General features: G+C 70.1%; 25 protein-coding genes. 21 read left to right on the top strand and 4 right to left on the bottom strand.

The features are described from left to right. Positions 1 to 501: 501 nt before the first annotated feature. The 12 genes from CHB84_RS05265 (at position 502) to CHB84_RS05210 (ending at position 12,328) form a co-directional block, all read left to right on the top strand. On the top strand, positions 502 to 1,251 hold the full coding sequence (locus CHB84_RS05265) for a phosphoglyceromutase (RefSeq protein ID WP_089300371.1): 750 nt from the start codon (positions 502 to 504) through the stop codon (positions 1,249 to 1,251). Positions 1,252 to 1,480: 229 nt separating this feature from the next. Further along, positions 1,481 to 2,725: a sensor histidine kinase gene (locus CHB84_RS05260; RefSeq protein ID WP_089300370.1), complete on the top strand. Its 1,245-nt coding sequence runs from the start codon at positions 1,481 to 1,483 to the stop codon at positions 2,723 to 2,725. Positions 2,726 to 2,744: 19 nt separating this feature from the next. Then, positions 2,745 to 3,431 (top strand): response regulator transcription factor, encoded by a 687-nt coding sequence (locus CHB84_RS05255; RefSeq protein ID WP_089300369.1) that lies wholly within the window; start codon positions 2,745 to 2,747, stop codon positions 3,429 to 3,431. 184 nt (positions 3,432 to 3,615) lie between these two features. Then, entirely contained in the window at positions 3,616 to 4,599 is a 984-nt protein-coding gene (locus tag CHB84_RS05250; protein ID WP_089300368.1) for a Ppx/GppA family phosphatase, read from the top strand. A 57-nt stretch (positions 4,600 to 4,656) separates the two neighbouring features. Then, on the top strand, positions 4,657 to 5,916 hold the full coding sequence (locus tag CHB84_RS05245; RefSeq protein WP_141134576.1) for a hypothetical protein: 1,260 nt from the start codon (positions 4,657 to 4,659) through the stop codon (positions 5,914 to 5,916). Positions 5,917 to 6,039: 123 nt separating this feature from the next. Beyond that, complete coding sequence (locus CHB84_RS05240; RefSeq protein WP_176439811.1) at positions 6,040 to 6,810, top strand: sugar phosphate isomerase/epimerase family protein; 771 nt, start codon at positions 6,040 to 6,042, stop codon at positions 6,808 to 6,810. Between the two features lie 242 nt (positions 6,811 to 7,052). Beyond that, entirely contained in the window at positions 7,053 to 7,904 is an 852-nt protein-coding gene (locus CHB84_RS05235; protein ID WP_089300366.1) for a thioesterase family protein, read from the top strand. 162 nt (positions 7,905 to 8,066) lie between these two features. After that, positions 8,067 to 8,930 (top strand): pyrroline-5-carboxylate reductase, encoded by an 864-nt coding sequence (gene proC / locus CHB84_RS05230; protein ID WP_089300365.1) that lies wholly within the window; start codon positions 8,067 to 8,069, stop codon positions 8,928 to 8,930. 315 nt (positions 8,931 to 9,245) lie between these two features. Further along, positions 9,246 to 9,458 carry a helix-turn-helix domain-containing protein gene (locus CHB84_RS05225; RefSeq protein WP_089300364.1) on the top strand — a complete coding sequence of 71 codons (213 nt, stop codon included), beginning with the start codon at positions 9,246 to 9,248 and terminating at the stop codon, positions 9,456 to 9,458. A gap of 157 nt (positions 9,459 to 9,615) precedes the next feature. Then, positions 9,616 to 9,714 (top strand): 30S ribosomal protein bS22, encoded by a 99-nt coding sequence (locus tag CHB84_RS05220; protein ID WP_089300574.1) that lies wholly within the window; start codon positions 9,616 to 9,618, stop codon positions 9,712 to 9,714. A 242-nt stretch (positions 9,715 to 9,956) separates the two neighbouring features. Further along, entirely contained in the window at positions 9,957 to 11,018 is a 1,062-nt protein-coding gene (locus CHB84_RS05215) for an NAD-dependent epimerase/dehydratase family protein (RefSeq protein WP_089300363.1), read from the top strand. 107 nt (positions 11,019 to 11,125) lie between these two features. After that, a complete protein-coding gene (locus CHB84_RS05210) occupies positions 11,126 to 12,328 on the top strand; it encodes a lysophospholipid acyltransferase family protein (RefSeq protein ID WP_176439787.1) in 1,203 nt (400 codons plus the stop codon). Between the two features lie 42 nt (positions 12,329 to 12,370). Here the strand turns inward: CHB84_RS05210 and CHB84_RS05205 are convergent, their stop codons facing one another. From CHB84_RS05205 to CHB84_RS05195, 3 genes are all read right to left on the bottom strand, one after another. Beyond that, entirely contained in the window at positions 12,371 to 13,309 is a 939-nt protein-coding gene (locus CHB84_RS05205; RefSeq protein ID WP_089300362.1) for an HAD family hydrolase, read from the bottom strand. Positions 13,310 to 13,513: 204 nt separating this feature from the next. After that, the gene (locus CHB84_RS22280) at positions 13,514 to 14,770 is read right to left on the bottom strand and encodes a DUF5667 domain-containing protein (protein ID WP_141134575.1); all 1,257 of its coding nucleotides are present in this window, start codon (positions 14,768 to 14,770) and stop codon (positions 13,514 to 13,516) included. Positions 14,771 to 14,952: 182 nt separating this feature from the next. Then, on the bottom strand, positions 14,953 to 15,789 hold the full coding sequence (locus tag CHB84_RS05195; RefSeq protein ID WP_089300361.1) for a sigma-70 family RNA polymerase sigma factor: 837 nt from the start codon (positions 15,787 to 15,789) through the stop codon (positions 14,953 to 14,955). A gap of 386 nt (positions 15,790 to 16,175) precedes the next feature. Here CHB84_RS05195 and CHB84_RS05190 point away from each other — a divergent pair, with 386 nt between their 5' ends. The 9 genes from CHB84_RS05190 to CHB84_RS05150 all read left to right on the top strand — a co-directional run bounded on the left by CHB84_RS05190 (position 16,176) and on the right by CHB84_RS05150 (position 24,058). After that, complete coding sequence (locus tag CHB84_RS05190; RefSeq protein ID WP_089300360.1) at positions 16,176 to 16,412, top strand: glutaredoxin family protein; 237 nt, start codon at positions 16,176 to 16,178, stop codon at positions 16,410 to 16,412. A gap of 424 nt (positions 16,413 to 16,836) precedes the next feature. Further along, the gene (locus CHB84_RS05185; protein WP_089300573.1) at positions 16,837 to 17,616 is read left to right on the top strand and encodes a redox-sensing transcriptional repressor Rex; all 780 of its coding nucleotides are present in this window, start codon (positions 16,837 to 16,839) and stop codon (positions 17,614 to 17,616) included. After that, complete coding sequence (locus CHB84_RS05180; RefSeq protein ID WP_089300359.1) at positions 17,617 to 18,987, top strand: glutamyl-tRNA reductase; 1,371 nt, start codon at positions 17,617 to 17,619, stop codon at positions 18,985 to 18,987. Beyond that, the gene (gene hemC, locus CHB84_RS05175; RefSeq protein WP_089300358.1) at positions 18,984 to 19,937 is read left to right on the top strand and encodes a hydroxymethylbilane synthase; all 954 of its coding nucleotides are present in this window, start codon (positions 18,984 to 18,986) and stop codon (positions 19,935 to 19,937) included. Before CHB84_RS05180 ends, hemC begins: the two co-directional genes overlap by 4 nt. A 128-nt stretch (positions 19,938 to 20,065) precedes the next feature. Beyond that, positions 20,066 to 21,610 (top strand): bifunctional uroporphyrinogen-III C-methyltransferase/uroporphyrinogen-III synthase, encoded by a 1,545-nt coding sequence (locus CHB84_RS05170; RefSeq protein ID WP_089300357.1) that lies wholly within the window; start codon positions 20,066 to 20,068, stop codon positions 21,608 to 21,610. 67 nt (positions 21,611 to 21,677) lie between these two features. Then, on the top strand, positions 21,678 to 22,649 hold the full coding sequence (hemB, locus tag CHB84_RS05165; RefSeq protein WP_089300356.1) for a porphobilinogen synthase: 972 nt from the start codon (positions 21,678 to 21,680) through the stop codon (positions 22,647 to 22,649). A 16-nt stretch (positions 22,650 to 22,665) separates the two neighbouring features. Next, the gene (locus CHB84_RS05160; RefSeq protein ID WP_089300355.1) at positions 22,666 to 23,217 is read left to right on the top strand and encodes a hypothetical protein; all 552 of its coding nucleotides are present in this window, start codon (positions 22,666 to 22,668) and stop codon (positions 23,215 to 23,217) included. Then, positions 23,199 to 23,708 (top strand): hypothetical protein, encoded by a 510-nt coding sequence (locus CHB84_RS05155; protein ID WP_089300354.1) that lies wholly within the window; start codon positions 23,199 to 23,201, stop codon positions 23,706 to 23,708. Before CHB84_RS05160 ends, CHB84_RS05155 begins: the two co-directional genes overlap by 19 nt. Positions 23,709 to 23,734: 26 nt before the next feature. Next, positions 23,735 to 24,058, top strand: a complete 324-nt coding sequence (locus CHB84_RS05150; protein WP_141134574.1) for a hypothetical protein — start codon at positions 23,735 to 23,737, stop codon at positions 24,056 to 24,058. A 5-nt stretch (positions 24,059 to 24,063) separates the two neighbouring features. Here the strand turns inward: CHB84_RS05150 and CHB84_RS23985 are convergent, their stop codons facing one another. Beyond that, on the bottom strand, positions 24,064 to 24,276 hold the full coding sequence (locus CHB84_RS23985; protein WP_217898473.1) for an integrase core domain-containing protein: 213 nt from the start codon (positions 24,274 to 24,276) through the stop codon (positions 24,064 to 24,066). Between the last annotated feature and the right edge of the window lie 61 nt (positions 24,277 to 24,337).

The raw sequence follows: 24,337 nt of genomic DNA, 5'->3' as shown, positions 1-24,337 counted from the left end.
GCCGTGGTCCTGTCGCGGAGGCGGTGAGACGAAGACACGAGTAATAGGCGCGAGGCGGCTCGAGGGAGGGGGAGTCGCGAAAACTCGAGCCACCCCGCGCGAGTTTCCCGCCGTGATGACCCGGTGACGAGGGGGTGTCATCGGGATCTGGCGGGCGCAGCTCGGCAGGGGAGACGAGCTGCGTCTTTCCCGCCACGAACCGGGGAGTGCGTGGAGACCGACGTGGCGGGCTGATTGACAACTTGTCAGATGTATGCCGTATCGCACAACCCCCTGCAGGCCTCCGATCGTGTGTATTCGGTGAGTATTGCGCACGCAGCGCAGTTACTTCCCGGCGGTCTGTGCGGCTCTAATCAGTGAACGCTCTGTTCAGGAGTGGCACGCACCGGTGGAGGAACACTCTGGGTAGAGCGACGGCGGCACGGTGCGCCGCCCGGACGCGCGCCGCCGGAAGCGCGACCCGGCGCCCGGTCCGCACGGCGTTCTGGCAAGCTGGAGTGCATGGGCGATTTCGGGACGCTGGTGCTGCTGCGGCACGGGGAGAGCACGTGGAACGCCGAGAACCTGTTCACCGGGTGGGTGGATGTCCCGCTCTCGGAACGGGGTGAGGGCGAGGCCCGCAGGGGCGGCGAGCTGCTCGTCGAGACCGGGTTGCTGCCGGACGTGGTGCACACCTCGCTGCTACGCCGGGCGATCTCCACGGCGAACATCGCTCTCGACGTCGCAGGTCGACACTGGATCGACGTGCGCCGCGACTGGCGGCTCAACGAGCGTCATTACGGGGCGCTTCAGGGGAAGAACAAGAAGCAGACACTCGACGAGTTCGGCGAGGAGCAGTTCATGCTCTGGCGCCGTTCGTACGACACTCCGCCGCCGCCGATCGAGAAGGGCAGCGAGTTCAGCCAGGACACCGACCCGCGTTATGCCGGTATCGGCGATGATGCGCCGCTGACCGAGTGCCTGGCCGACGTGGTCGCACGGCTGGTGCCGTACTGGGAGTCCGCGATCGTGCCGGACCTGCGCGCCGGTAGGACCGTGCTGGCCGCCGCGCACGGCAACTCGTTGCGTGCCTTGGTGAAGCATCTGGACGGTATCTCCGACGCCGACATCGTGGGCCTGAACATCCCCACGGGCATCCCGCTGCGGTACGACCTGGACGAGCGGCTCGCCCCGGTGACGCCGGGCGGTGTCTACCTTGATCCGGACGCCGCGTTCGAGGCGGCCGCCGCGGTCGCCGGCCAGGGTCGCTGAGCGACACTTCGTGTGGAAGCGGCGACGGGTGTGAACCCTTTTGGGTAACGCGTGCACCGCGCGGGAGATCGCCACGGTGGGTAACCCGACATGCGAGTGAGGCACCGGCAAGCGGAACTTGTCGTGCAGGTGAACGGGGAGGAAACGGGTGGCGGGATAGTGTCACGGGCGTCACGGATGTGCGGATAACACTAGGCCGACACGCTACGTACGTGCTTACCATGCGCTCGTGACCCTGCTCGGAACGCTCGCACTGGCCGCAGGCGCGCTGATCGCCGGGCTGCTGCTCGGCTACGCGGCCACAGGCGTGCGCCGGCGCCGGGGCGGCGTCAGCCGGGCCGGCCCCGCGATCGTCGACCTGCTGATGCGCCTGGTGCACAACTCGCACAACGGCATCGTGGTACTCGGCCCGGGCGGCGATACGGTGGTGCACAACCCGCGGGCGGCCGAGCTGGGGCTGGTGCGGAACAACCAGGCCGACCCCCGCGCCCGGCAGGCAGCGGGGCGGGTGGCGAACACCGGTGAACGTGTGGAGATCGATCTGTCCCCGCTCGAGGCACGCGGTCGGCAGCCGGAAGCCGTGGTCGGTGAGGTGGCACCGCTCGGTAACGGCTACACGGTGATCCAGGCCGTCGATCACTCCGAGGCCGTCCGGCTCGAGGCCACCCGACGCGATTTCGTGGCCAACGTCAGCCACGAGCTCAAGACACCGGTCGGGGCGATGGCCCTGCTCGCGGAAACGCTGCTCGATGCAGCGGACGACCCCGATGAGGTGCGCCGTTTCGGCGAGAAGTTGCTGCACGAGTCCACGAGGCTGGGCGCGCTTGTCACCGAGCTGATCGCGCTGTCCCGCCTGCAGGGTGCCGAGAAGCTGCCCGAGCCGACCGCCGTTGAGGTCGACGCGGTCGTCAACGACGCCCTCAGCCGGGTGAGTCACGCCGCCGAGGCAGAGGAGAGCACCGTCAACACCGACGCCGACAGCGGTCTGGTCGTGCAGGGCGATCACATGCTGCTCGTGACCGCTCTGGCGAACCTGCTGACCAACGCCATCGCGTACTCGCCTGCCGGTAGCCCGGTGTCGGTCTCGCGCAGGCGCGTGGGCGACACCGTCGAGATCGGCGTGACCGATCGGGGGATCGGCATAGCGGAGGAGGACAAGCAGCGCGTGTTCGAGCGGTTCTACCGGGTCGACAAGGCCCGCTCCCGGATGACCGGTGGCACCGGCCTCGGGCTGGCCATCGTCAAGCACGTCGCTGCCAATCACGGTGGTGAGGTGCGGTTGTGGAGCCGCCCGGGTACCGGCTCCACGTTCACCCTGTGCCTGCCGGCAGGCCAGCAGGGGGAGGGCGCGGGTGAACACCGGACGGCGCAGGAGGAAGACCAGGACGCGATCGTCCAGCGCCGGTCCCAGCGAGGCGTGACCGGAGGAGACAGTCGTCCGAACGATACTGGCGAGTCCGGTTCGGATAGTTGACAAGGCTTGGAGGAGCCGCGTGACAAGGGTACTGATCGTCGAAGACGAGGAGTCCTTCGCCGAACCGCTGGCGTTCATGCTGCGGAAGGAAGGTTTCACCGCGGCCGTCGCGACGGAAGGCAAGCAGGCGCTGGACGAGTTCGACCGCAACGGCGCGGATATCGTGCTGCTCGACCTGATGCTGCCAGGGATGAGCGGCACGGACGTGTGCAAGCAGCTGCGGCAGCGTGCCGCCGTACCGGTGATCATGGTGACGGCGCGGGACAGCGAGATCGACAAGGTGGTCGGTCTGGAGATCGGCGCGGACGACTACGTGACCAAGCCGTACTCCGCGCGTGAGCTGATCGCGCGCGTGCGTGCCGTGCTGCGGCGGCGGGGCGACCCGGCCCCGGACGGTGAGGAGCAGCCGGTGCTCGCCGCGGGGCCGGTGCGGATGGATGTGGAACGGCACGTGGTCACCGTGGACGGGGCCGAAGCCACCTTGCCGCTCAAGGAGTTCGACCTGCTCGAGTACTTGCTGCGCAATGTGGGCAAGGTGCTCACAAGGGCACAGCTGATCGACAGGGTGTGGGGAGCCGACTACGTCGGCGACACCAAGACCCTGGACGTGCACATCAAGCGGCTGCGCGCGAAGATCGAGAACGACCCCGCAGCACCGCAGTACCTCGTGACGGTGCGGGGCCTCGGGTACAAGTTCGAGACGTAACGGGCACCGCGCCGGAGGGCGGACAGGCCGGGACGAACCGCGCGAGCCGTATCAGCCGCGCATGCCGACCGGTCCTGCGAGGCGGGGACTCCCTGCGTCGTGCGGGACCGCCCGGCGCGGCACGGACGTGTCTCGTCTCTCGATACTGCACAGTGGGACGACAAAGCGGGTACCGTGAGCGACTGTGCGACTCGGAGTGCTTGACGTGGGATCCAACACAACGCACCTGCTTGTGGTGGATGCGTACCGCGGCGGGCACCCGACGCCGATGCACAAGGAGAAGACGTCCCTGAAGCTGGCGGAACGGCTGACCCCTTCGGGTGATCTCAGTGACGTCGGCACCGAGGATCTGATCCGTGCTGTGCAGGCGGCGAAGGACTCCGCGGCGCGGTTGCAGTGCGAGGAGATGCTCGCGTTCGCGACCTCGGCTGTGCGGGAGGCAGGAAACGCGAGCGATGTGTTGCGCACCGTGGCCGAGCACACCGGGGTGGAGCTCCACGTGCTCTCCGGTGACGAGGAAGCACGGCTCACCTTCCTTGCCGCTCGCCGGTGGTTCGGCTGGTCGGCGGGGCGGTTGCTGGTGCTCGACATCGGTGGTGGTTCTCTCGAGCTCGCCATGGGGATCGATGAGGCTCCTGACCTGGCCGAGTCCTTTCCCCTCGGAGCGGGCCGTGTCACGCGGACGCGTTTCTCCCACGACCCGCCGACACGCTCCGAGGTGGTCGACACCGCGGCGTGGCTCGAGCACGAGCTGTCCGACCTGCCACGGGAGCTGGAGATGTTCGGCAGCCCCGATCGGGTCGTGGCCACCTCGAAGACGTTCCGCTCGCTCGCGCGGCTCACCGGCGCGGCTCCGTCCTCGGCCGGTCCGCGCGTGCGCAGGACGCTGACCGATACCGGACTGCGTCAGCTGCTGTCGTTCATCACACGGATGACCGCGGCCGATCTCGCCGAGCTCGAGGGAGTCACGGCGAGCAGGGCCCACCAGCTGGTGGGCGGCGCACTTGTCGCGCAGGCGTCGATGCGGGCGCTGTCCTGCTCTGAGGTGGAGATTTGCCCGTGGGCGTTGCGGGAGGGAGTCATCCTGCGGCGCCTGGATCATACGAACGGCGACCATCACGTCGAGCCGCTGACACAGGCTCGGCGCGGGGTTGAGATCCTGTCCTGAGGGGCAGGACCGATGTGAACTGGACTTGGTTGGCTGAGCTCGGGCACGGTGACAGAGATGAGCCGAAATCGTGATAGTCAACAGTCTCAGCGCACGGTAGCTGAGCTGCTGGCACAGCACGGCGGGAGCGTGGAGAGTGGTTCGCGCCGCCGTCATCGCCGTCGTGCGGACGACGACGGCGATGACGGCGCGCCCGCCGAGGCCGATATCGCGACGACGGCGCCACAGGCGATCATCGAGCGGATCCGTTCCGAGACCGGCGGCACCGAGGGGGAAGGCCGTAACGGGCACCCGCACGCGACGCCGCGGCACGAGTCGGTGAACGGGTCGGGCGGACCCCCGCCGCCCGGGGGCGGAACCGCCCCCTCCGAGGGGGCCAGGCACGGGACGGCCGACTCACGGCCGAACCACGTGGATCCTGCCGAGCCGCGACACGCGGGGCAACCGCAGCAGCCCCCTCGACCGGCACAGGCACCGCGTTCGGCGGCTCCCTACCCGCCGCCGCCCAGGCAGGCACACCCCGGGTCGGGCTACTCGCAGTCGGTCCAGCAACATCGCAGGCAACTGGACGGGGAGCCTGCCGCAGGCACGGATGCCGATCCGCGCGGCGGGCAGCACCCAGCGCAGGACGAGGACCTCGCCCAGGCGTGGGGCGGGGACGCGTACCCGGACCCGTGGCAGGCCGCGACGACCGTGCGTACCGAGCCGTCGCGCGAGGCCGATACCGACGAGTTCGCCCGGATCGCAGGCGAGGCCCCCGGCCGGCAGCCGGGTGTGGGCCCGCAGGCCGATGTCGCCCCCGGCGGCTCCGGCGACGTCGCCGACCAGAATGCCGGTGAGCTGCCCGGGCACGAGGAGGATGTGCACCAGGCGGGCATCGCCGTCGAGGAGCCGGACGTCGACGTCGACGCACCCGCCTACGCCCCTGACTACGACGGAACCGGCGTGGCAGGCGACGGCTCGTACGCGGACGCGGATCTTCTCGGTGGGGACGGTGATGCCGGCGACAGCGAGTACGCCGACGCGTATCCCGACGGCGAGCTCGAGGAGCGCTCGCCCGTCAGGCAGTGGCTCGTCATGGCCGGTCAGCTCGTGCTCGGCGTGCTCGGCGGAGCCGCCGTGTGGTTGTCGTTCAACTGGCTGTGGATACAGACCCCGGCCGCCGCTCTGATAGCCGCGCTCGCGGTGATCGTCGGCCTCGTGTGGCTGGTGCGTAAGATTCGTCGGGCAGAGGATATGCAGACCACCGTGCTCGCGGTGCTGGTTGGGCTCATGGTGACCGTGTCCCCCGCCGCGATGCTGTTGCTTTCCCGATAGGACCGTTGGGTGAACCACGCTGAGAACGTCGGTGATAGTGCAGGTCGTGCTGGACATCACGAAGCGGGCAGGTATGCCGGTTCCGCTGCCACCGGGCGCGGTGCCGGGCACATACCGGTAGGGCTGTCCACCGCGTCGGTGTGGCCGTCGCGCGCGAACACCGCGTTCGAGCTGGCTGCGGATATCGGCTACGACGGGGTCGAGGTGATGGTCTGGCCCGATCCGATCAGCCAGGATGTCTCCGCGCTGAAATGGCTGTCCCAGAGCACCGGCGTTCCGGTGCTGTCCGTCCATTCGCCTTCCTTGCTCATCACGCAACGCATCTGGTCACCGGACCCGGAGGAGCGGCTGCGCAGGACGGTGGACGCCGCGCTGGAGCTCGGGGCGCGCACGGTCGTGGTGCATCCGCCCTTTCGCTGGCAGCGCCGCTACGCCGATGGCTTCGGCGAGCTGGTCGCCGAACTCGAGGAGTCCAGCGGTGTCGAGATCGCCGTCGAGAACATGTTCAAGGTTCGGCCTCCTGGGGGTAAGGAACGGCGAGTGTCGGCGTTCCGCCCCTCGGTCGACCCCACCGACGTGGGCCATGCGCACTACACGCTTGACCTGTCGCACACGGCCGCGGCCGGGATGGATGCCTTCGCGCTGGCCGACCGGATGGGTACCGGGTTGACCCACCTGCACCTGGCCGACGGGACGGGGCAGCCCAAGGACGAGCACCTGATGCCGGGCCGCGGGTCGCAACCGTGCGCGGAGATGCTGGAGAAGCTGGCCGCTACCGGCTTCGACGGTCAGGTGGTGATCGAGCTGAACACGCGCGCGGCCCGGAGCCAGGCGCGCCGTGTGAGCGAGTTGACGGAGGCGCTCCTGTTCGCCCGGTTGTACCTCGGCCAGTAGCCGCCGCTGCCAACGGCGTCGTGCGCCGCGGTCGGCGCGATGGACCCGGTGGTAGCGACACTGCCCGCCGGGTGCTCACGGCCCTGTGGTTACCGGAACGGAGCGGGACTGACACGAACCGTGTGTCGCCACGCCCGAGCTGCCACGTAGGGTTCTCCCGTGTCCCTGCTGACCTCACGTGCCACCGCTGATGCGGTGGACCGGCCGAGAACACCGCGTGACGACGAACGGGGCTGTGCCACATGACCACCGCAGACACCCCGGTTGCGTTCGCCGAGGCGCGCCACCCGCGCTCGCTGGGGGACGGCACGTTCACCGCCACCCTGCGGTCCGAGTGGTCCATCGGAGGGCATCCGCACGGGGGTTTCATCACGGCGCTGCTTGCCAGGACGGCGACGTCCGTGCTGTCGGGACACAACGAGCTCGGCGGTGACCCGCTCGCCGTCAGTGCCGAGTTCCTGCGCGCCACCGAGCTCGGGCCGGTACTGCTGCGCACCGAGCTGCGCAAGGTGGGACGGCGGACGACCGTCGTGGGAGTGCGCCTCGAGCAGCGAGGGCGCAGCTGTGTCGAGGCGCACGTGCTGCTGGGACGGTTGCCCGAGCAGCGCGCGACCTCGGCGGAGCTACCCGTCCTTCCTGCCGAGCCCCCCGCGAACGCGATCACGCTGGCCGACCATCTCGGCGATGGCGTGTTCCGGCTCGCTCAGGACTGCGAGGTGCGCATCGACGCCAGCACCGCGGGGTTCCTGACGGGCAAGAAGGGGCGACCGGCCGGGAGCGCCGACCCGAGCTCGTCGCTGCGCATGCGGCTGTGGGCGCGGCCGCGCAGCGCGGACGTGGATGTGTACTTCGCGCTGCTCGCAGGCGACATCAACCCACCGGTCCCGTTCAACCTGGGACGCAAGGGGTGGTCACCGACCGTGCAGATGACCTCCTACCTGCGCACCACACCGGCGCCGGGATGGATGCGGATCCAGGTGGACTGCGAGGCGGTGTACGGCAACTGGTTCGACTCCAGCGCCACCGTGCTGGACTCGGCGGGGCAGCTGATCTGCCAGTCGCGGCAGCTGGCCATCACCCCGGGCCCGGCGTAACCGCGGAACGGGCCGGGCCTGCTGTGACGTACCCGGTGACTGCGGCGTTGCAAGCCGTGTTGTAAGCCGTTGTGCGCAGCGGGGGGCTGTGGTGAGCAGCCCGACCGGCGGACAGCCGACCGTCCTACGCGGTGCCCGCACCGGTTCTGGCAGGCTTAGGGCATGACCGACCGTGACTCCGTGCCCGAGGCCGGCACATCCTCCGCCCCGGCGAACCCCGTCGTTGCTGTGCTGGGGGCAGGCAAGATCGGCGAGGCGTTGATGTCCGGACTGCTGCACAGCGGGTACCGGCCCGAGGAGCTGCTGTTCACCGAACGCCATCCGGAACGGGCGGCCGAGCTGGCCGAGAGGCTCGCCGCACGGCACGTCGAGCTCGACGAGGCCGCAGCCACCGCCGACGTTCTCGTGGTCGCGGTCAAGCCGCAGGACATCGACCCGCTGCTGGAGAGGCTGGCAGGCCTCATCGACGGCCGGACACTGCTGGTGTCGCTGTGCGCGGGGTTGCCGACCTCGTTGTTCGAGCGTCGCCTCGGTGGTGCGTGCCCGGTCGTGCGTGTCATGCCGAACACCCCGATGGTCATCGGCGAGGCGATGTGCGCCATCTCGCCGGGCAGCCACGCAACGGACGCGCATGTGAAGCTGGTCGAGCAGTTGCTCTCCAGCGTCGGCGAGGTGGTCTCGATCCCCGAGGAGAAGCAGGACGCGGTGACGGCCCTGTCCGGGTCCGGCCCCGCCTACGTGTTCTTCCTGGTCGAGGCCATGATCGACGCGGGAATCCTGCTGGGCCTGCCGCGCAACGTGGCGGAGAAGCTGATCATCCAGTCCACCTACGGGGCGACGAAGATGCTCGCCGAGACCGGAGAGCACCCGGTCACCTTGCGGGAGGCTGTCACATCGCCGGGCGGTACCACGATCAACGCGATCCGGGAGCTGGAGAACCACGGGGTGCGTGCCGCGTTCCTCTCGGCGATCGAGGCGGCGCGGGACCGCTCGGTGGAACTGGGCAAAGCTCATGAAGACTCCTGACCGCGCATAACGCGCTGCCGTATCGATACGGAGTCAAGTCACCCACAGGCGCACACGACACAGCCGTGGGTAAGGCTTATTAACACGAATGGCTGCGTCTGTTCGGTATCGACACGCCTACGATCGTTGCAACTTGGTCGCAGGTGTCGCATGAGCCTCGCCTGTACCGCTAGGCTCGGTCGTGAGGATGCTGGCCGTGGACGGACACGGCAGGTGTGCCCGCGGGCAGCTGGTGGCCGGACAGGTGAACAGGACCCGTTGAGAATGGTGTCAATGTCGTCAGCCGACCGGCTGGCGCGAAGGGCACGGTGACGTATGCCGCCGAAGAAGGATGACTCGCCGTCGCACAAGCAGGTGCAATTCCTGACGGTGGCCGAGGTCGCGACGCTGATGCGGGTGTCGAAGATGACCGTGTACCGCCTCGTGCACTCCGGCGAGCTGCCTGCGGTCCGGGTCGGCAAGTCTTTCCGGGTGCCGGAGAAGTCCGTGCACGATTACCTCGAGGGCGCCTACTTCGACGCGGGGTGATGGTGCGGTGGCGCGCTCGGGCACCGTGGCCGCGCGAGGCAGCGCAACGCAGGATGCGTGGTGAGCCCGCGCGGCCACGGGTGCCACGCGCGGGACCCGGGCGCGTGAGGTGGTGGACGTGGCCCGTGCCGGCACCGGTGAACGTGAGGTGACGTCCGTGGGCTCCGTGGTCAAGAAGCGCCGTAAGCGCATGTCGAAGAAGAAGCACCGCAAGTTGTTGCGCCGCACCCGGATGCAACGCAGGCAGGGTAAGTAGGCTGCAAGTAGGCTGCAAGTAGGCTCGACACCACCGGCCCACACGCCGAGGCTGCTCGGGACTGCGGATCGCCTGCGGGTGGTCGAGCCTGTTACCACCAGGTGAACGCCCGTCCATACGTCTATCTCCTGGCGCGCGGGCCGCGATAGTATCGCCACCACCAAGCGTGTGACCGTCTTCGCCGGGACGATCGACCGCGCTGCGGTACACACGCAGACTGAATGTATCCATGAGGGGTATCGATGCCGTCGAATGTAGTGCTCGTGACCGGCGTCGGGGGCGAGCTGGGCGGGAAGCTCCTCGCGCGGCTGGGTTCCAACGAGCAGCTGGAGCGAGTGATCGGTGTCGATACCGTGCCACCGTCCCAGTGGTTGGTCGACCGTATGGGTCGGGCGGAGTTCGTGCGGGCCGATATTCGTAACCCGCTCATCGAACGGATCATCGCCGACGCAGGCGTGGACACCGTGGTGCACGCCTCGATGACCGCGCACCCGGCGGGGCCCGAGCCGCGGGTGGCGGTCAAGGACACCAACATCATCGGGACGATGCGGCTGTTCGCCGCGTGCCAACGCTCGCCGCGGGTGCGCAAGCTCGTGGTCAAGTCGACCGCCGCGGTGTACGGAGCGGGGCCGCGATCGCAGGCCGTGTTCACCGAGGACTCCCCGCTCAAACCGGCATCCTCCCGCGGTTATGTCTCCGACGCGATCGATATGGAAGGCTATATCCGGGGGTTGCGGCGCAGGCGGCCGGATCTGACCGTGACGACGGCCCGTTTTGCCAACCTGATGGGGCCGGCAGTGGACACGGTGCTGACCAGGTACTTCGCGCTACCAGTCGTGCCGACGATCTTCGGTTACGACGCGCGCATGCAGTTCGTGCACTCGGCCGACGCGCTGGCCGTGCTGGAGCAGGCCACGATGCGCGACATTCCCGGAACGTTCAACGTGGCCGCTGACGGCGTCATCATGCTGTCGCAGGCGATCAGACTCGCCGGACGAGTGGAGCTGCCGGTTCCGAGCTCGGCGTTACCGACGGTCGCCCCGATCCTGCGCGGTGCGAAGCTCGTCGACTTCTCACCCGACCAGATCCAGCTACTCACCTACGGCCGCGTGGTCGACACGACCAAGCTCGAGCAGGAGTTCGGCTACGCGCCGCGGTGGACGACGCGCGAGGCCTTCGACGACTACGTTCGCGGCAGGGCTCTCGGCCCGGTGGTGGACAGGGAGTCGTTGGCGGCCCTTGCCGGGAAGGTCGCGACATCGGCCGTGTCGGGCCAGACATCCGGACGAGCACAACCCCGGTGACCCAGGCGGGGACACTGCGGTGACACGGCGGTGACACGGCGGTGACACGGCGGTGACACGGCATTGCCCACCTCCAGACACGGTGAGGACAACGGAGGGACATCACCATGACCGACAGGGATCATGTCAACGGCGCCCGTCTCTCCGGAAACGGTCGCGGACGCCGGGACGGCGTGGCCAAGGGGCCGCTGATTCCCGAGCAGGCCACGGTCCTGCGGTTGCCCCGGCCGGAACGGGGGCCTGCCGGGGAACCGGATTCGGCAGGCGATCCGGACAGCCACGACCGTTCGCGCGGGACCGGCACCGGCGTGGAGCCCGGCACGACGACGCCGCGCGGCGGGTCCGGTGAGCACTCCCGGACCGGGAAGCCCCCGCGGTCGGACGGCGCGGCTGTCGTGCGCTTTCCCGGTGCCGCCGCTGCCGAGGAGAGCGGAACCCACGCCGGCCCGGACGGCAGGGCCGAGACCCTGCCCGACGGCCTGCCGGATGCGCTCGCCGAGGCCGTCGCGTTCCTGGCGAACCGGCTCACCGGTGAGTACACCGTCGACGAGTTCGGGTTCGATGCCGACCTGACCGAGCAGGTGATCGCGCCCGCGCTGCGCGTGCTGTACGAGAAGTGGTTCAGGGTCGATGTGCGCGGCGCCGAACACCTCCCGGAGCGGGGCGGGGCCCTACTGGTGGCCAATCATTCGGGAACGTTGCCGCTGGACGCCGCGATGACCGCGCTCGCGGTACACGACAACCACCCCGGAGACCGTTTCCTGCGCATTCTCGGCGCCGACCTCGTGTTCCAGATTCCGGTGCTCGGTTCGCTCGCCAGGAAGACCGGGCAGACGCTGGCCTGCTCGTCCGACGCCGAGCGCCTGCTCGGCCGAGGCGAGTTCGTCGGGGTCTTCCCGGAGGGATTCAAAGGCGTCGGCAAGCCCTTCTCCGCCCGTTACAAGCTGCAACGATTCGGCAGGGGAGGCTTCGCTTCGGCTGCGATACGCGCCGGGGTGCCGATCGTCCCGTGCGCGATCGTCGGCGCCGAGGAGATCTACCCCAAGCTCGGGGACATCAAGCCGCTCGCGCGGCTGCTCGGCCTGCCGTACTTCCCGGTGACACCGTTCTTCCCGCTGCTCGGACCGCTCGGCGCCGTCCCGTTGCCGACCAAGTGGACCATCGAGTTCGGCGAGCCGATCGCGGTGGACGGCTGCGCGAGCGACGGTGACCCGATGGAGGCGTTCAACCTCACCGACCAGGTGCGTGAGGCGATCCAGCAGATGCTCTACCAGCGCCTGGAGCGGCGCCGCGGAGTGTTCGGCGGGTAGGTGTTCCCCGCACCCGGGGCTCCCGGGCGCGGCAGGCAAGCTCTAACGCTTGCGGAAGGCGACGCCCGCTGCCACGGCGCCTGCGAGCGCGCCTGCACCGAGCACCGAGGGTACCCCGATCTTCGCGGCCTTGCGGCCGGTACGGAAGTCGCGGATCTCCCACTGGCGTTGGCGGGCGACCTCGCGCAGGCCCGCGTCCGGGTTGATCGCCACCGCGGTTCCGGTCACCGACAGCATCGGTACGTCGTTCTGCGAGTCCGAGTACGCCGTGCACCGCTTGAGGTTCAGGCCCTCCTTCGCCGCCAGCGCGCGCACCGCGTGCGCCTTCGCCCGCCCGTGCAGCAGGTCGCCGACGAGCTTGCCGGTGTACACCCCGTCATCGGTCTCGGCTACGGTCCCGAGCGCACCCGTCAGGCCCAACCGGCGTGCGATGATCGCGGCGAGCTCTACAGGGGTCGCCGTGACCAGCCAGACGCGTTGACCGGCGTCCAGGTGCATCTGGGCGAGGGCGCGTGTGCCCGACCAGATCTTGTCGGCCATCAGCTCGTCGTAGATCTCCTCGCCGACCGTGTTGAGCTCCTCGACGCTGCGTCCCGCCACGAACGACAGTGCCTGCTCCCTGCTCGAGGAGACCGTGTCCTTGGTCTCCTTGCCGCCGATCCGGAACCTCGCCTGCCGCCACGCGAACCCGGCGAGATCCGATGTGGTGAAGTACTTGCGCGCGGCCAGCCCCCGGGCGAAGTGGAAGATCGACGCGCCCATCATCATCGTGTTGTCGACGTCGAAGAAGGCCGCCGCGGTGAGATCCGGCGGAGCGGGTGGCCCGGCCGTCGCGGAACGCTCGGCGTGGCCTTCCGGCTCGTCGCCCTCGCGCTGCGCGGCGAGATCCATCCTGCTGGCTGCCTCGGCCGAGGCCTCCCCAGCCAGCGTGGCCAGCCGTTCCAGCTCGTGGCGTTTGGCCTTCCGGCGCCACAGCGACACGCGCACCGCCTCCCGTCACGGATATGAATGGAGTGCTGGGCCACAGCGTAGCCATTACGCCTGCGCGCTCGCGTAGCGCTGTCGCTGTTGCTCCGCCCGCGGCGTGACAAGGTTCCCTCCCTCCCGCGCGGGAGGAACCCTCTCCGGTGGCCTGCCCGGCGGCGAGCGGGCTACCGGGTCCAGGCGCGAGAGTCGGGGGCCCGGTCAGCCGGACCCGTCCGTGAGGTCGGCATCGTCGAGCTCGTCGAGCTCGGAGTCGGTCAGCTCGGTACCGTCCGAGATGCCTGCCTCGGCGCTCGTCTCCGGCGAGGGGGCCTGTGGTGAATCGGGCACGTCCACCCCGGTGCCCGGCGCAGGCGGCTCGTCGGTCGCTGCCGGTGCGCCAGGCGTGTCGACGGGTTCCTGTACGTGGGGGGTGCCGGACGGGGTGCCTGCCTCCGCGGGGTCTGCAGCGGTGCCGGACGCAGGGCCGGACGCAGGGCCGGACGCAGGGCCGGACTCGGGGCCGGACTCGGGGCCGGACGCAGCGCCGGACTCGGGGCCGGACGCCGTCCGCCCGCCCGGCGACGCGGAACCCGCGTCCGGCCCACCCTGCTGCAGGCCCGTGCTCGCTGCCGCGGAGCTCGCACAGGAGCCCGTCGCCGGGATGGCCCCGAGCTCGTCCGTGCGGCCCGTTGTGATCGGGTAACAGGTCATGCGCTCGGCGAGCGCGTTCGCGCGGTCCTCGATCGCGGTGAGCAGCTCGACACCGGCCCGTGCCCGCGTGCGCACCTCCATGGGTACGGCGGCCTCGACGTCGCGCATCCGGTCGGCGTGCTCGGCGGCCCAGTCGCCGAGGGCTTCGAGACGGTCGCCCCCTGACCGCGTGGCCGTGGTGGTGACCAGCTGCGAGCCGGCCGCAGCGTGGGTCTCGAGGTTGGTGAGTAGGTCCCGGTGGACGGAGTGCGCCCGGCCGGTGTCGCGGTCCTCGGCAAGCGATTCGAGCTCGGCGACGCGGGTCGAGGCCAGCTCCAGGTGCTTGGCGCCGCGCGCGGCGTCGCCCACCGCTGTCTCGAGTTCGAGGGCCTCCGTGCTGCGCTTGACCTCGTAGAGCATCTCGCCAGGCAACGCGTCCTCTGCGACGTCGGCTCCGACGAACGCGAGCGCGAAGACGGCGGCGACCGCGGCGGCGAGCATCGTGCTCACGCGCGGGCGCCGGGGCCGGCTCGTGCCGGCGCCCGGTGAGCCGGCCGTCGCGCCCGCGACGGTCCCGGGCTGCGCATCGGCCTCGAGTACGCGTTCCCGCATACGCAGGCGGGTATGCCGGTCGACGCCTTCCTCGGTTCCCAGTGTGCGTAGAGCGGACACCACGGCCAGCTCCCTGGTGAACTCCTGGGTCCCGGTGTGGTCATCGTCGTCGATCGCCCGGGCGAAGCGTTCGCTCCTTTCCCGGCTGCGCCGGTACCACACGGGCTGGTTCACCGCTTGCTTCGCCTCCAAGTGCGTCGACCGCCGCTGAAGTGCCGCGCGGAGCGGCACGTACTCGACGTCGTTGACGAGTAGTGCTTCGTTCCCGGAGTAACGACTCGTGACCTCGAGGGTTACGGCGCAGCGGGTAATACGCACAAACGTATGAAGGCGGCTACGCCTGCCGGTCGGTGCGCTCAGTGGAACCCGGGGGGAAGGAGGTGCGCGAGCCTGCGCACCGCGCGGTGCTGGAGGGCCTTGATGGCGCCCTCGTTGCGCTGCATGATCTGTGCCGTCTCCGCTACGGACAGGCCCTGGATGAAGCGCAGCACGATGCAGTCGCGCTGGTCACCGCCGAGCGTGTCGATGCACCGGAACAGCTCGCTCTTGGTCGCCGAAGCCAGGACCTGCTGTTCGGGTCCGGAGTCCTCGGCACGGTCGGTGCCGACGAACGCGACGGGTCCCGACTCCGCCAGCTCCGAGGTCACGACCTCGCGCTTCGCCCTGCTCGACTTCACGTGATCGAGAACGAGGTTCCTGGCGATGGTGATGAACCACGCGCCGACGTCGCGGCCCTGATAGCTGACCGACGAGATCCTGCGGAGCGCGCGCAGGAAGGTCTCGCTGGTCACGTCCTCGGCCAGCTCGCGGTCGCCGACACGGAACAGCACGTAACGGAAGACCGTGTCGACGTAGCTGTCGTAGAGCCTGCCGAACGCGTCCGTGTCGCCTGCCTGGGCCGCGTGCACCAGCTCCCATGCCTCGGCTGTGGCCGCCGCGGCGGCAGCGTCCTGGGTGTCCTTGATGTCCTGGGTGTCCTGGTCCTTCTGGGTGTCCGCGCGAGCCTCGCCGTGGGCGGTACGCGCGTCGTCGCGGGTGCCCGGCCGGTCCCCCTCAGGGGCATGGATGGCGGGGGCGTCCCGCGCCACCGGAGCGACGGGGCTCGACGCGGTGCCCGATGGGCGGGATCCGGCCCGTTCGGCGGGAGCGCCGGCGGGCGGAGCCGTAGCGGAGAAGGCGAGGTGCAAGGTCATCCAAGCAGCCCTCCTGGGAGCTCGCCGGTGTACGCGCGCGGCGCACGGGTACCGGTGTGCCGACGAACACCAGCGGCGATGCTGTCGCCGGATCGATCGGCGAGGCGGTATGACACGGGGTCTCCTCGTCGTGCTGGCGTCCGTCACTCCAAGTCGCAGCGTTCTGGCCGCTATAACCCGGGCTAGGGAAGCATACGTCGTATTACCCGTCAGTAGGTAGTCTTTCCCGGGTTGCAATTCGGAGACGCCCATCCGTTCGGTCTATGACGCGAGTCACTCCAAGGTGTGATGAGTAGCCGTACGTCAAACCGCGTTCACCGTGTATACGGGTGTGCTGCACGCCCTGCGGGTCCCGCTGCGGGCGGACGCGGGCATGATGGGTGTTTATGGGTCATGTCACGGTTCTGAGCAGGCAGAGTTGCACGTTGTGCGCCGAGGGTGAGCGCGCGGTCGAGCGGATCTGCACCGAGCTGGGCGCGAGCTGGTCGGTTACCGATGTCGACAGCGATCCGGAGCTGCGCGCCGAGTACGGCGACCGGGTTCCGGTTTTCCTGGTGGACGGGCAGGAGCACGGGTACTGGGCCGTGGAGGAGGACCGGTTGCGCGGCGCGTTGCGCGGCTGACGGCAGGCCGGGAGGCAGCTGCCTGGACGGCCGGTCGGGTAGGCGGTTGCCGGACCCCTGCGAGGCGGTCCCGACCGCGCGCAGGCCCGGAGCAAGCTCCTGAGCAATCGAGGATTTTGTGCACACCTTCACAAGCGGTTACCGTTAGCCCTACACCGCTCGCGGAAGATGCATTCAACACCGTGGCGGGCAGTGCGTCAAGCGTTGGTGTGTATCCCTCGTGTGAGTTGAGTTATCTGCAAGGAGAAGCAGCGTGGTCGGACGGCGGAGCCGAGACGGCGGTACCGGTAGCCGGGCCGGCAATCAGGCCACAGCCAAGTCCACCGGATCCGCGGGCAACAACGGCGACGCACCGGCGGCACGGCGCGCGCGGCCGAAGCGCGCACGTCGCGCCGCCGATGCGGACAGCGCGCCTACGGCGGAGATGCCTGCGGTGACCGACAACGGGTCCGGGCCGGATGGTTCGGCGCCGGACGGGGAGGCAGGCAAGGCGCGCGCCGTTCCCGAAGCGGCGGTGGCGCGGCTGGCCGTGTACCTGCGCGTGCTGACCACCATGGCCGAGCAGGGCGCGGTGACCGTCTCCAGCGAGGAGCTCTCGGCTGCGGCGGGGGTCAACTCGGCGAAGCTCCGCAAGGACCTGTCGTACCTGGGCTCCTACGGCGTCCGCGGGGTGGGCTACGAGGTCGGGGTGCTCACCGAGGAGATCGAGCGGATCCTGGGGCTCACCCGCCAGCACAAGGTGGCCGTGGCCGGGATCGGGAACCTCGGGCACGCGCTGGCCAACTACGGGGGCTTCCCGGGGCGCGGCTTCCCCGTCGCCGCCCTGTTCGACGTCGACCCCGACCTGATCGGTGTCCCGGTGGGCGGTATCGCCGTCTCCCACCTGGACGACATCCCCGCGGTGTGTGCCGAGCGGCAGGTCTCGATCGGCGTCATCGCGACCCCGCCAGGGGCGGCGCAGGTGGTGTGTGACCGGCTGGTCGCCGGTGGGGTGGAGTGCATCCTCAACTTCGCGCCTGTGGTCCTGCACGCCCCGGATCACGTCCAGGTGCGTAAGGTCGACCTCGCCGTGGAACTGCAGATGCTGTCGTTCCATGTGGCGTCCCGCGACGCCGGGAATCCGGCAGACGACGGACCGGTCTCAGTCACATCCGCTGGTACGGGCGTGCTTTCCCGGGCATCATCCAATGGTGAGGTGGTATGAGTGAGCGTGCTGGCTGTCGGGCTGTCGCACCGCACCGCTGAACTGCGCACCCTCGAGCGAGTCACGGTACCGCAGGACGAGGTACCCAAGGCCTTGCACGAGCTGCAGAACGCGCAGGACGTCAGCGAGGTCATGCTGGTGTCGACGTGTAACCGCGTGGAGATCTACGCGGTGGTGGAGAGCTTCCACGGAGGCCTGTCCGGGGTGTCGTCGGTGCTCGCCCGGATGGCGGGCGTGGACGTGGCCGGCCTGTACGACAGCATGTACGTGCACTATGCCGGTGCCGCGGCCGAGCACCTGTTCACCGTCGCGTGCGGCCTCGACTCGATGGTGGTCGGCGAGACCCAGATCCTCGGACAGGTCCGGGCGGCCTACGCGGCGGCCCGGGAGGCGGGCACGGTCGGCAGCACGCTGCACGATCTCATCCAGAGCACCTTGCGAGCAGGCAAGCGCGTGCACACCGAGACCGAGCTCGGCGCGCTCGGCGCGTCCGTCGTGTCCGAGGCACTCGAGGCGGCCGTGGGCGGCACCGCGGCGTTGGCGGGCCGCTCCGCGGTGATCATCGGAGCGGGATCGATGGGCGCCCTCGCCGCGGCGCAGCTACGCGAGCACGGCGTCGCCGACGTCACCGTCGCCAACAGGACCGTGGACAACGCCTCGCGGCTGGTCTCCTCGTTCACCGAGCACGGCATCCCGTCCCGGGCGGTGGGGCTCGGTGAGCTTCCGGACATCCTGGCAGGCGCGGACCTCGTGGTGTGCTGCACCGGTGCGCAGGACACGGTACTCACCGCCGACGTGCTGCCGGAACGCACCCGCGAGGACGGACTGGTGATCTGTGACCTCGGGTTGCCGCGCGACGTCGACCCGGCTGTGGGCGACGTCGCAGGCGTGCGCATCGTGGACCTGGAGACAGTGCGACACCAGGTCGACGAGCACAGCGTGCGGGCGCACACCGAGCATGCCGCGGAGATCGTGCGTGCCGAGGTCCGCGAGTACCTGGCCGGCCAGCGCAGCGCCGCGGTCACGCCCACGGTTACCGCGCTGCGCAGGCAGGCCTCCGAGGTCGTCGATGCCGAGTTGCTGCGGCTGGACAGGCGGCTGCCCGGGATGGACGAGCAGACAAAGGACGAGGTGACGCGGACGGTGCGTCGCGTCGTGGACAAGCTGCTGCACGCGCCGACCGTGCGGGTCAAGCAACTGGCCTCCGAGGACACCGAGAGCAGCACCGACTACGCCGGGGCGTTGCGCGAGCTGTTCGGACTCGATCCCGCGGCCCCTGCCACGCTCAGCCGACCGAGCCGGCCGCTCGGCGAGCACGACCGCGTCGAGCAGGACGGGACGGCGGACCCCGAAGGGGGGTCTGCACGGTGACAGGCACGATCAGGATCGGGACCAGGGCGAGCACGCTCGCGCTGGCGCAGGCTCGCACGATCGCCGACAAGCTCGAGAGCGCGGGCCATACCGTTGAGACCGTGCGGATCTCCACCTCGGGTGACCGGTCCGGCGCACCGGTCACCGAGATCGGCGTCGGCGTGTTCACCTCCGCGCTGCGCGAGGCCTTGCACGCCGGGGACATCGATGTCGCGGTGCACTCGTACAAGGACCTGCCGACGGCCGAGGAACCGGGCCTGGTCGTCGCCGCCGTCCCGGAGCGGGAGGACCCCAGGGACGTGCTGGTCGCCAGGGACGGGTTGACCCTGGGCGAGCTGCCCGCCGGTGCCGTCGTCGGCACCGGGTCGCCGCGCAGGGCATGCCAGCTCCGGGCACTGGGGCTCGGCCTCGAGGTGACCGGGATACGCGGCAACATCGACACCCGGATGCGCAAGGTCGCTGACGGGGAGATGGACGGGGTCGTGCTCGCGCGTGCCGGACTGGCACGGGTGGGCAGGCTCGACGAGGCGACGGAGACGATCGACCCGATACAGATGCTGCCCGCCCCGGCTCAGGGGGCGCTGGCAGTCGAGTGTCGCTCGGCCGATGTCGAGCTGGAGCAGCTGCTGCGGGACAGCGCCGAGGACTCCTCGGCGCGTGCCGCGGTGGTCGCCGAGCGCGCTGTGCTGGCCACGCTCGAGGCCGGCTGTAGTGCGCCGGTCGGGGCACTGGCCGACGTGGTGTCCGATATCGACGATACGGACGGTGTGGCGCACACGGTGATGCGTATCCTGCTGCGCGGTGTGGCGGCGTCCGGCGAGTCGGACGGCGGCGAGGTGTTGCGGGCGTCCGCGACGGGGGACCTGTCCGAGGCCGAGTTCCTCGGCAAGAAGGTGGCCGCGGAGCTGCTCGATCTCGGCGCGGGAGCGTCGAAGTCCCTGGGCATGTGACCGAATAACCGGTGTGACCGAGCGGTAGGAGGACGACGCGGGTACGCGAGCGGAGACGCTCGCGCCGTGCCCGCGCGAAGCCCGGCCGCGCGCAAGCGAGAACGAGAAATCAAGGAGTAGCGCAGACGATGACCCCCGCAGAGAAGTCCCCAGGGCGTGTCGCATTCGTGGGCTCCGGGCCGGGTGACTCCGGGCTGCTGACGGTGCGGGCCAAGGAGCTGCTCGGCTCGGCCGATCTGGTCGTGACGAACCCGGACGTGCCGTCGACGGCCCTCGCCTATGCCGGCGACGAGTCCGAGGTGCGGCCTGCCGTGGGCGAGCCAGGCGAGGTCGCCAAGGACCTCGCCAACGAGGCGGACGCGGGGAGGCTCGTGATCCGCCTTGTGGCGGGCGACCCGCTGACGCAGCAGGCCGTGGTCGGCGAGGCGCACGCCGTCGCGCGCACCGACGCGGTGTTCGACATCGTCCCCGGCGTCTCACCCGGCGTGGCGGTGCCTGCCTACGCGGGCATCGCCCTCGGCGGCGACTACACCGAGATCGACCTGCGCAACGAGGTCGACTGGGCCGCGCTCGCGAGCGCGCCGGGCACCCTTGTGCTGCACGGAACCTCGGCCCACCTGGCCGAGGTGGCCTCCGCGCTCACCGAGTACGGGCGCAAGCCGGAGACGCCGGTCGCGGTGACCGCGAACGGGACCATCAACACGCAACGCACCATCGACACGACGCTGTCCGCGCTCGCCGCGGACGTGGGTGAGACGGTCGGCCCGCTGGTGGTCACCATCGGCGAGGTCGCAGGCGACCGCGCGCACCTGTCGTGGTGGGAGTCGCGTGCCCTGTACGGGTGGAAGGTGCTGGTCCCGCGTACCAAGGAGCAGGCACGCGACATGACGGACCGCCTGGTCGGGCACGGATCCACCCCGCACGAGGTGCCGACGATCTCGGTGGAGCCGCCGCGCAGCCCCGCCCAGATGGAGCGTTCCGTCAAGGGACTCGTCGACGGTCGCTACCAGTGGGTGGTGTTCACCTCGGCCAACGCCGTGCGTGCGGTGTGGGAGAAGTTCAGCGAGTTCGGGCTGGACGCTCGCGCGTTCTCCGGAGTGAAGATCGCCTGCGTGGGGGAGGCCACGGCCGCGAAGGTGCGCGCGTTCGGGATCGTCCCGGACCTCGTGCCCTCCGGTGACCAGTCCAGCGAGGGCCTGCTGGCGGAGTTCGACCCCTACGACGACGTGTTCGACCCGGTCAACAGGGTGTTGTTGCCGCGGGCCGACATCGCGACCGAGACGCTCTCGGCAGGCCTGACCGAACGTGGCTGGGAAGTCGACGACGTCACGGCGTACCGCACGGTGCGTGCCGCGCCGCCACCGGCCGAGACCCGCGAGATGATCAAGACAGGCGGTTTCGACGCGGTGTGCTTCACCTCGGCATCGACCGTGCGCAACCTGGTGGGTATCGCGGGTAAGCCGCACCAGCGCACGCTGGTGGCCTGCATCGGGCCGAAGACCGCGGAGACCGCCGCGGAGTTCGGCCTGCGCGTCGACGTGCAGGCCTCCAAGCAGCTGGCGACCGTGCTCGTCGACGAGCTCGCCGAGCACGCGGCGAAGCTGCGTGCCGAGGGCGCCCTGCCGCCGCCGCGCAAGGCCAAGCGCACCCGCCGCAGCTCGACTTCGTCCTGACACGCCGACCCGGACGGCGGTGGGGGGCTCTCGTGTCCACCACCGCCGTCCGAGTACCGTCAGTGGCGTGTTTCCCGAGCACCGACCACGCCGGTTGCGCGGTACGCCCGCGCTTCGCCGCCTTGTCAGTGAGACCACGCTGCGGCCGCGGCACCTCGTGCTGCCGATGTTCGTCGCCGAAGGCAACACCGAGCCCCGCGCGATCTCGAGCATGCCCGGAGTCGTGCAGCACACACGGGACTCGCTACGCAAGGCAGCCGTGGCGGCGGTGCAGGCCGGCGTCGGGGGGTTGATGCTCTTCGGCGTCCCCCGCGTGCACGACGCGCACGGGTCCGGCGCGACCGATCCCGACGGTGTACTCAACTCCGCGCTGCGCGATCTGCGCGCGGAGGTCGGCGACGACACGGTCCTGATGGCCGATACCTGCCTGGACGAGTTCACCGATCACGGACACTGCGGTGTGCTCGACGCGCGGGGCAACGTGGACAACGACGCCACGCTGAGCAGGTACGCGGAGATGGCCGTCGCCCAGGCCGACGCCGGCGCGCACGTGCTCGGCCCGAGCGGCATGATGGACGGCCAGGTGGGCGCCATCCGCGAGGCGCTGGACGAGGCGCGCCGGACCGACGTCGGGATCCTGGCCTACTCGGCCAAGTACGCGAGCGCGTTCTACGGCCCGTTCCGGGAGGCCGTCGACTCGCAGCTGTCCGGCGACCGCAAGAGCTACCAGCAGGACCCGGGAAACGCGCGAGAGGCGCTGCGCGAGATCGAGCTCGACATCGCCGAGGGCGCCGACGCGGTGATGATCAAGCCGGCGATGTCGTACCTCGACGTGCTCTCCGACGCGGCGGAGCTGTCCAGTGTGCCGGTCGCGGCGTACCAGGTCTCCGGTGAGTACGCGATGATCGAGGCCGCCGTGGCCAATGGCTGGCTGGAGCGTGAGCGCACCGTCCTGGAGTCGCTGACCGCGTTGCGCCGGGCCGGGGCGGACATGGTGCTGACGTACTGGGCGGCCGACGCGGCCGGCTGGCTCGACTGACCCCGGGAGCGGTGGCGTGTCGGAACAGGACGAACCCGAGAACGAGTCGGAGCTCGAGCGCGAGGCGGCGGGCTTCTCGCCCCGTTCGGGTGCGCGACGTACCCCGGAGAGCGGTCCGCCGGCGCAGGTGCGGCTGTCGTTCTGGATCTGGGTGGCCGCCTCGGCCGGACTGATCGTCGGTTTCCTGCTGCTGCCCGCGCGGCAGGACGAGATCGTCGCCGAGCTCGTCGAGGCCGACCCGGGCGGGGCGAGCGCGGAGGACATCGCCGCTGGGCTACCCACCGTGCTGTGGATGTTCGCGATGGCAGGGGTGGCCTTCGGGGTGCTGTCGCTGCTCTTCGCGTACAAGATGCGGGAGGGAACCCGCTCGGCGCGGTCGGTGCTCATCGCGCTGACCCTGGTGATGGTCGCATTCCACATCCTTCCGCTCGACCCGTTCGTCAACCCCGTCACCACGCTCGCGGTCGTGCTCGCGTGCGTGGCGATCGTGCTGACCTTCCTGCCGGGCGTCGGGGACTACTTCCCGAAGCTGCCGCGGACGGTCCGGCGATGGCGGGACACGCCGTGAGCGAGGGGACCCCGGGGGCGGCCGACCGCAGCGGGACGGTGCTCTACGAGGAGATCGGCGCGACCTGGTGGCCGCTCGTCTGGGCTCCGGGCCTCGCGGTCGCCGGGATGGGTTTCGACCTGTTGCTCGGTCTGCGCCCGCACGTCATGGGATGGACGCTCGCGGGCGCGGTCCTGATGCTGTTCACCGCGCTGTGGGTATACGCACGACGCCGGTTCCTCCAGGTGCGGCTGACCGCCGCTGAGCTGTGCCAGGCGGACGAGCGTGTGCCCGTTGACCGGATCGACCGGATCGAGGCAGGCGCCGATGCGGACAGCGGCGAGCGTCCCAGCCTCGGCCCGGCAGGTACCCGGGTGCTCGGCGGCGGTATGACGCCGCCACGCAAGTACGAGGAGTTGTTGCTCCGCCTCGACGACGGCACGCTCGTGCTGGCCTGGGCCAGGGACGCTGCCCGGCTGGAGTCCGCGCTGCGTGACGTCCTGTCCCGGTGAGCCTCCCGGTTGAGTAGGGTGAGCACGTGGGCGATACGGCAACGCAGCGAGTGGATACCCGGGTCGCACCGGGGCGAAGCGGCACCGCCGGGGTGCACCGGCCGCGACGCGCGCTGGTCGCCGTGCTTGAGGTGCTGCTCGCCGCGGCGCTGCTGTGGGCGGCGTGGGCTGCCTGGTCACGGGGTGTGGCGGTGATGGAGACCGCACCGATCACGGGCGCGGACGGCACCGTCACCCGCTACCACGGAAACTGGATCGGGTTCGCTGTCGCGCTGGCGACCGGGAGCGCGCTGTTCGTGCTCGACGCGGTGCGGCAGGTCGTGCTCGCTGTCGGCCCGCGACGCAACTAGGTGTTCTATGCCGCGAGGTTGGTGACGGTGGCGGGTAGGCGACTGGCCGGGGGTCTGCCGTTGAGCGCGGTGTGGGGTCGAGCGTAGTTGTAGCGGTCGACGAATGCTGGGAGGGCGGTGGCGCGTTCGGCGTTGCTGGACCAGGCTCGCTGGTATGCCCACTCGCGGGCGAGGGTGTGTTGGTAGCGTTCGATGCTCCTATGTTCGTCAAGCCGCATCTTGAACGCGTGTCAGCCGTGGCTGGTCTGCGGTTGGCTTCGGCAGGTTGGCGTAGATCTC

The sequence above is a fragment of the Haloechinothrix alba genome (assembly GCF_900188115.1).
Lineage (GTDB): Bacteria > Actinomycetota > Actinomycetes > Mycobacteriales > Pseudonocardiaceae > Haloechinothrix > Haloechinothrix alba.
This window is presented reverse-complemented; position numbering and strand designations above follow the sequence as displayed.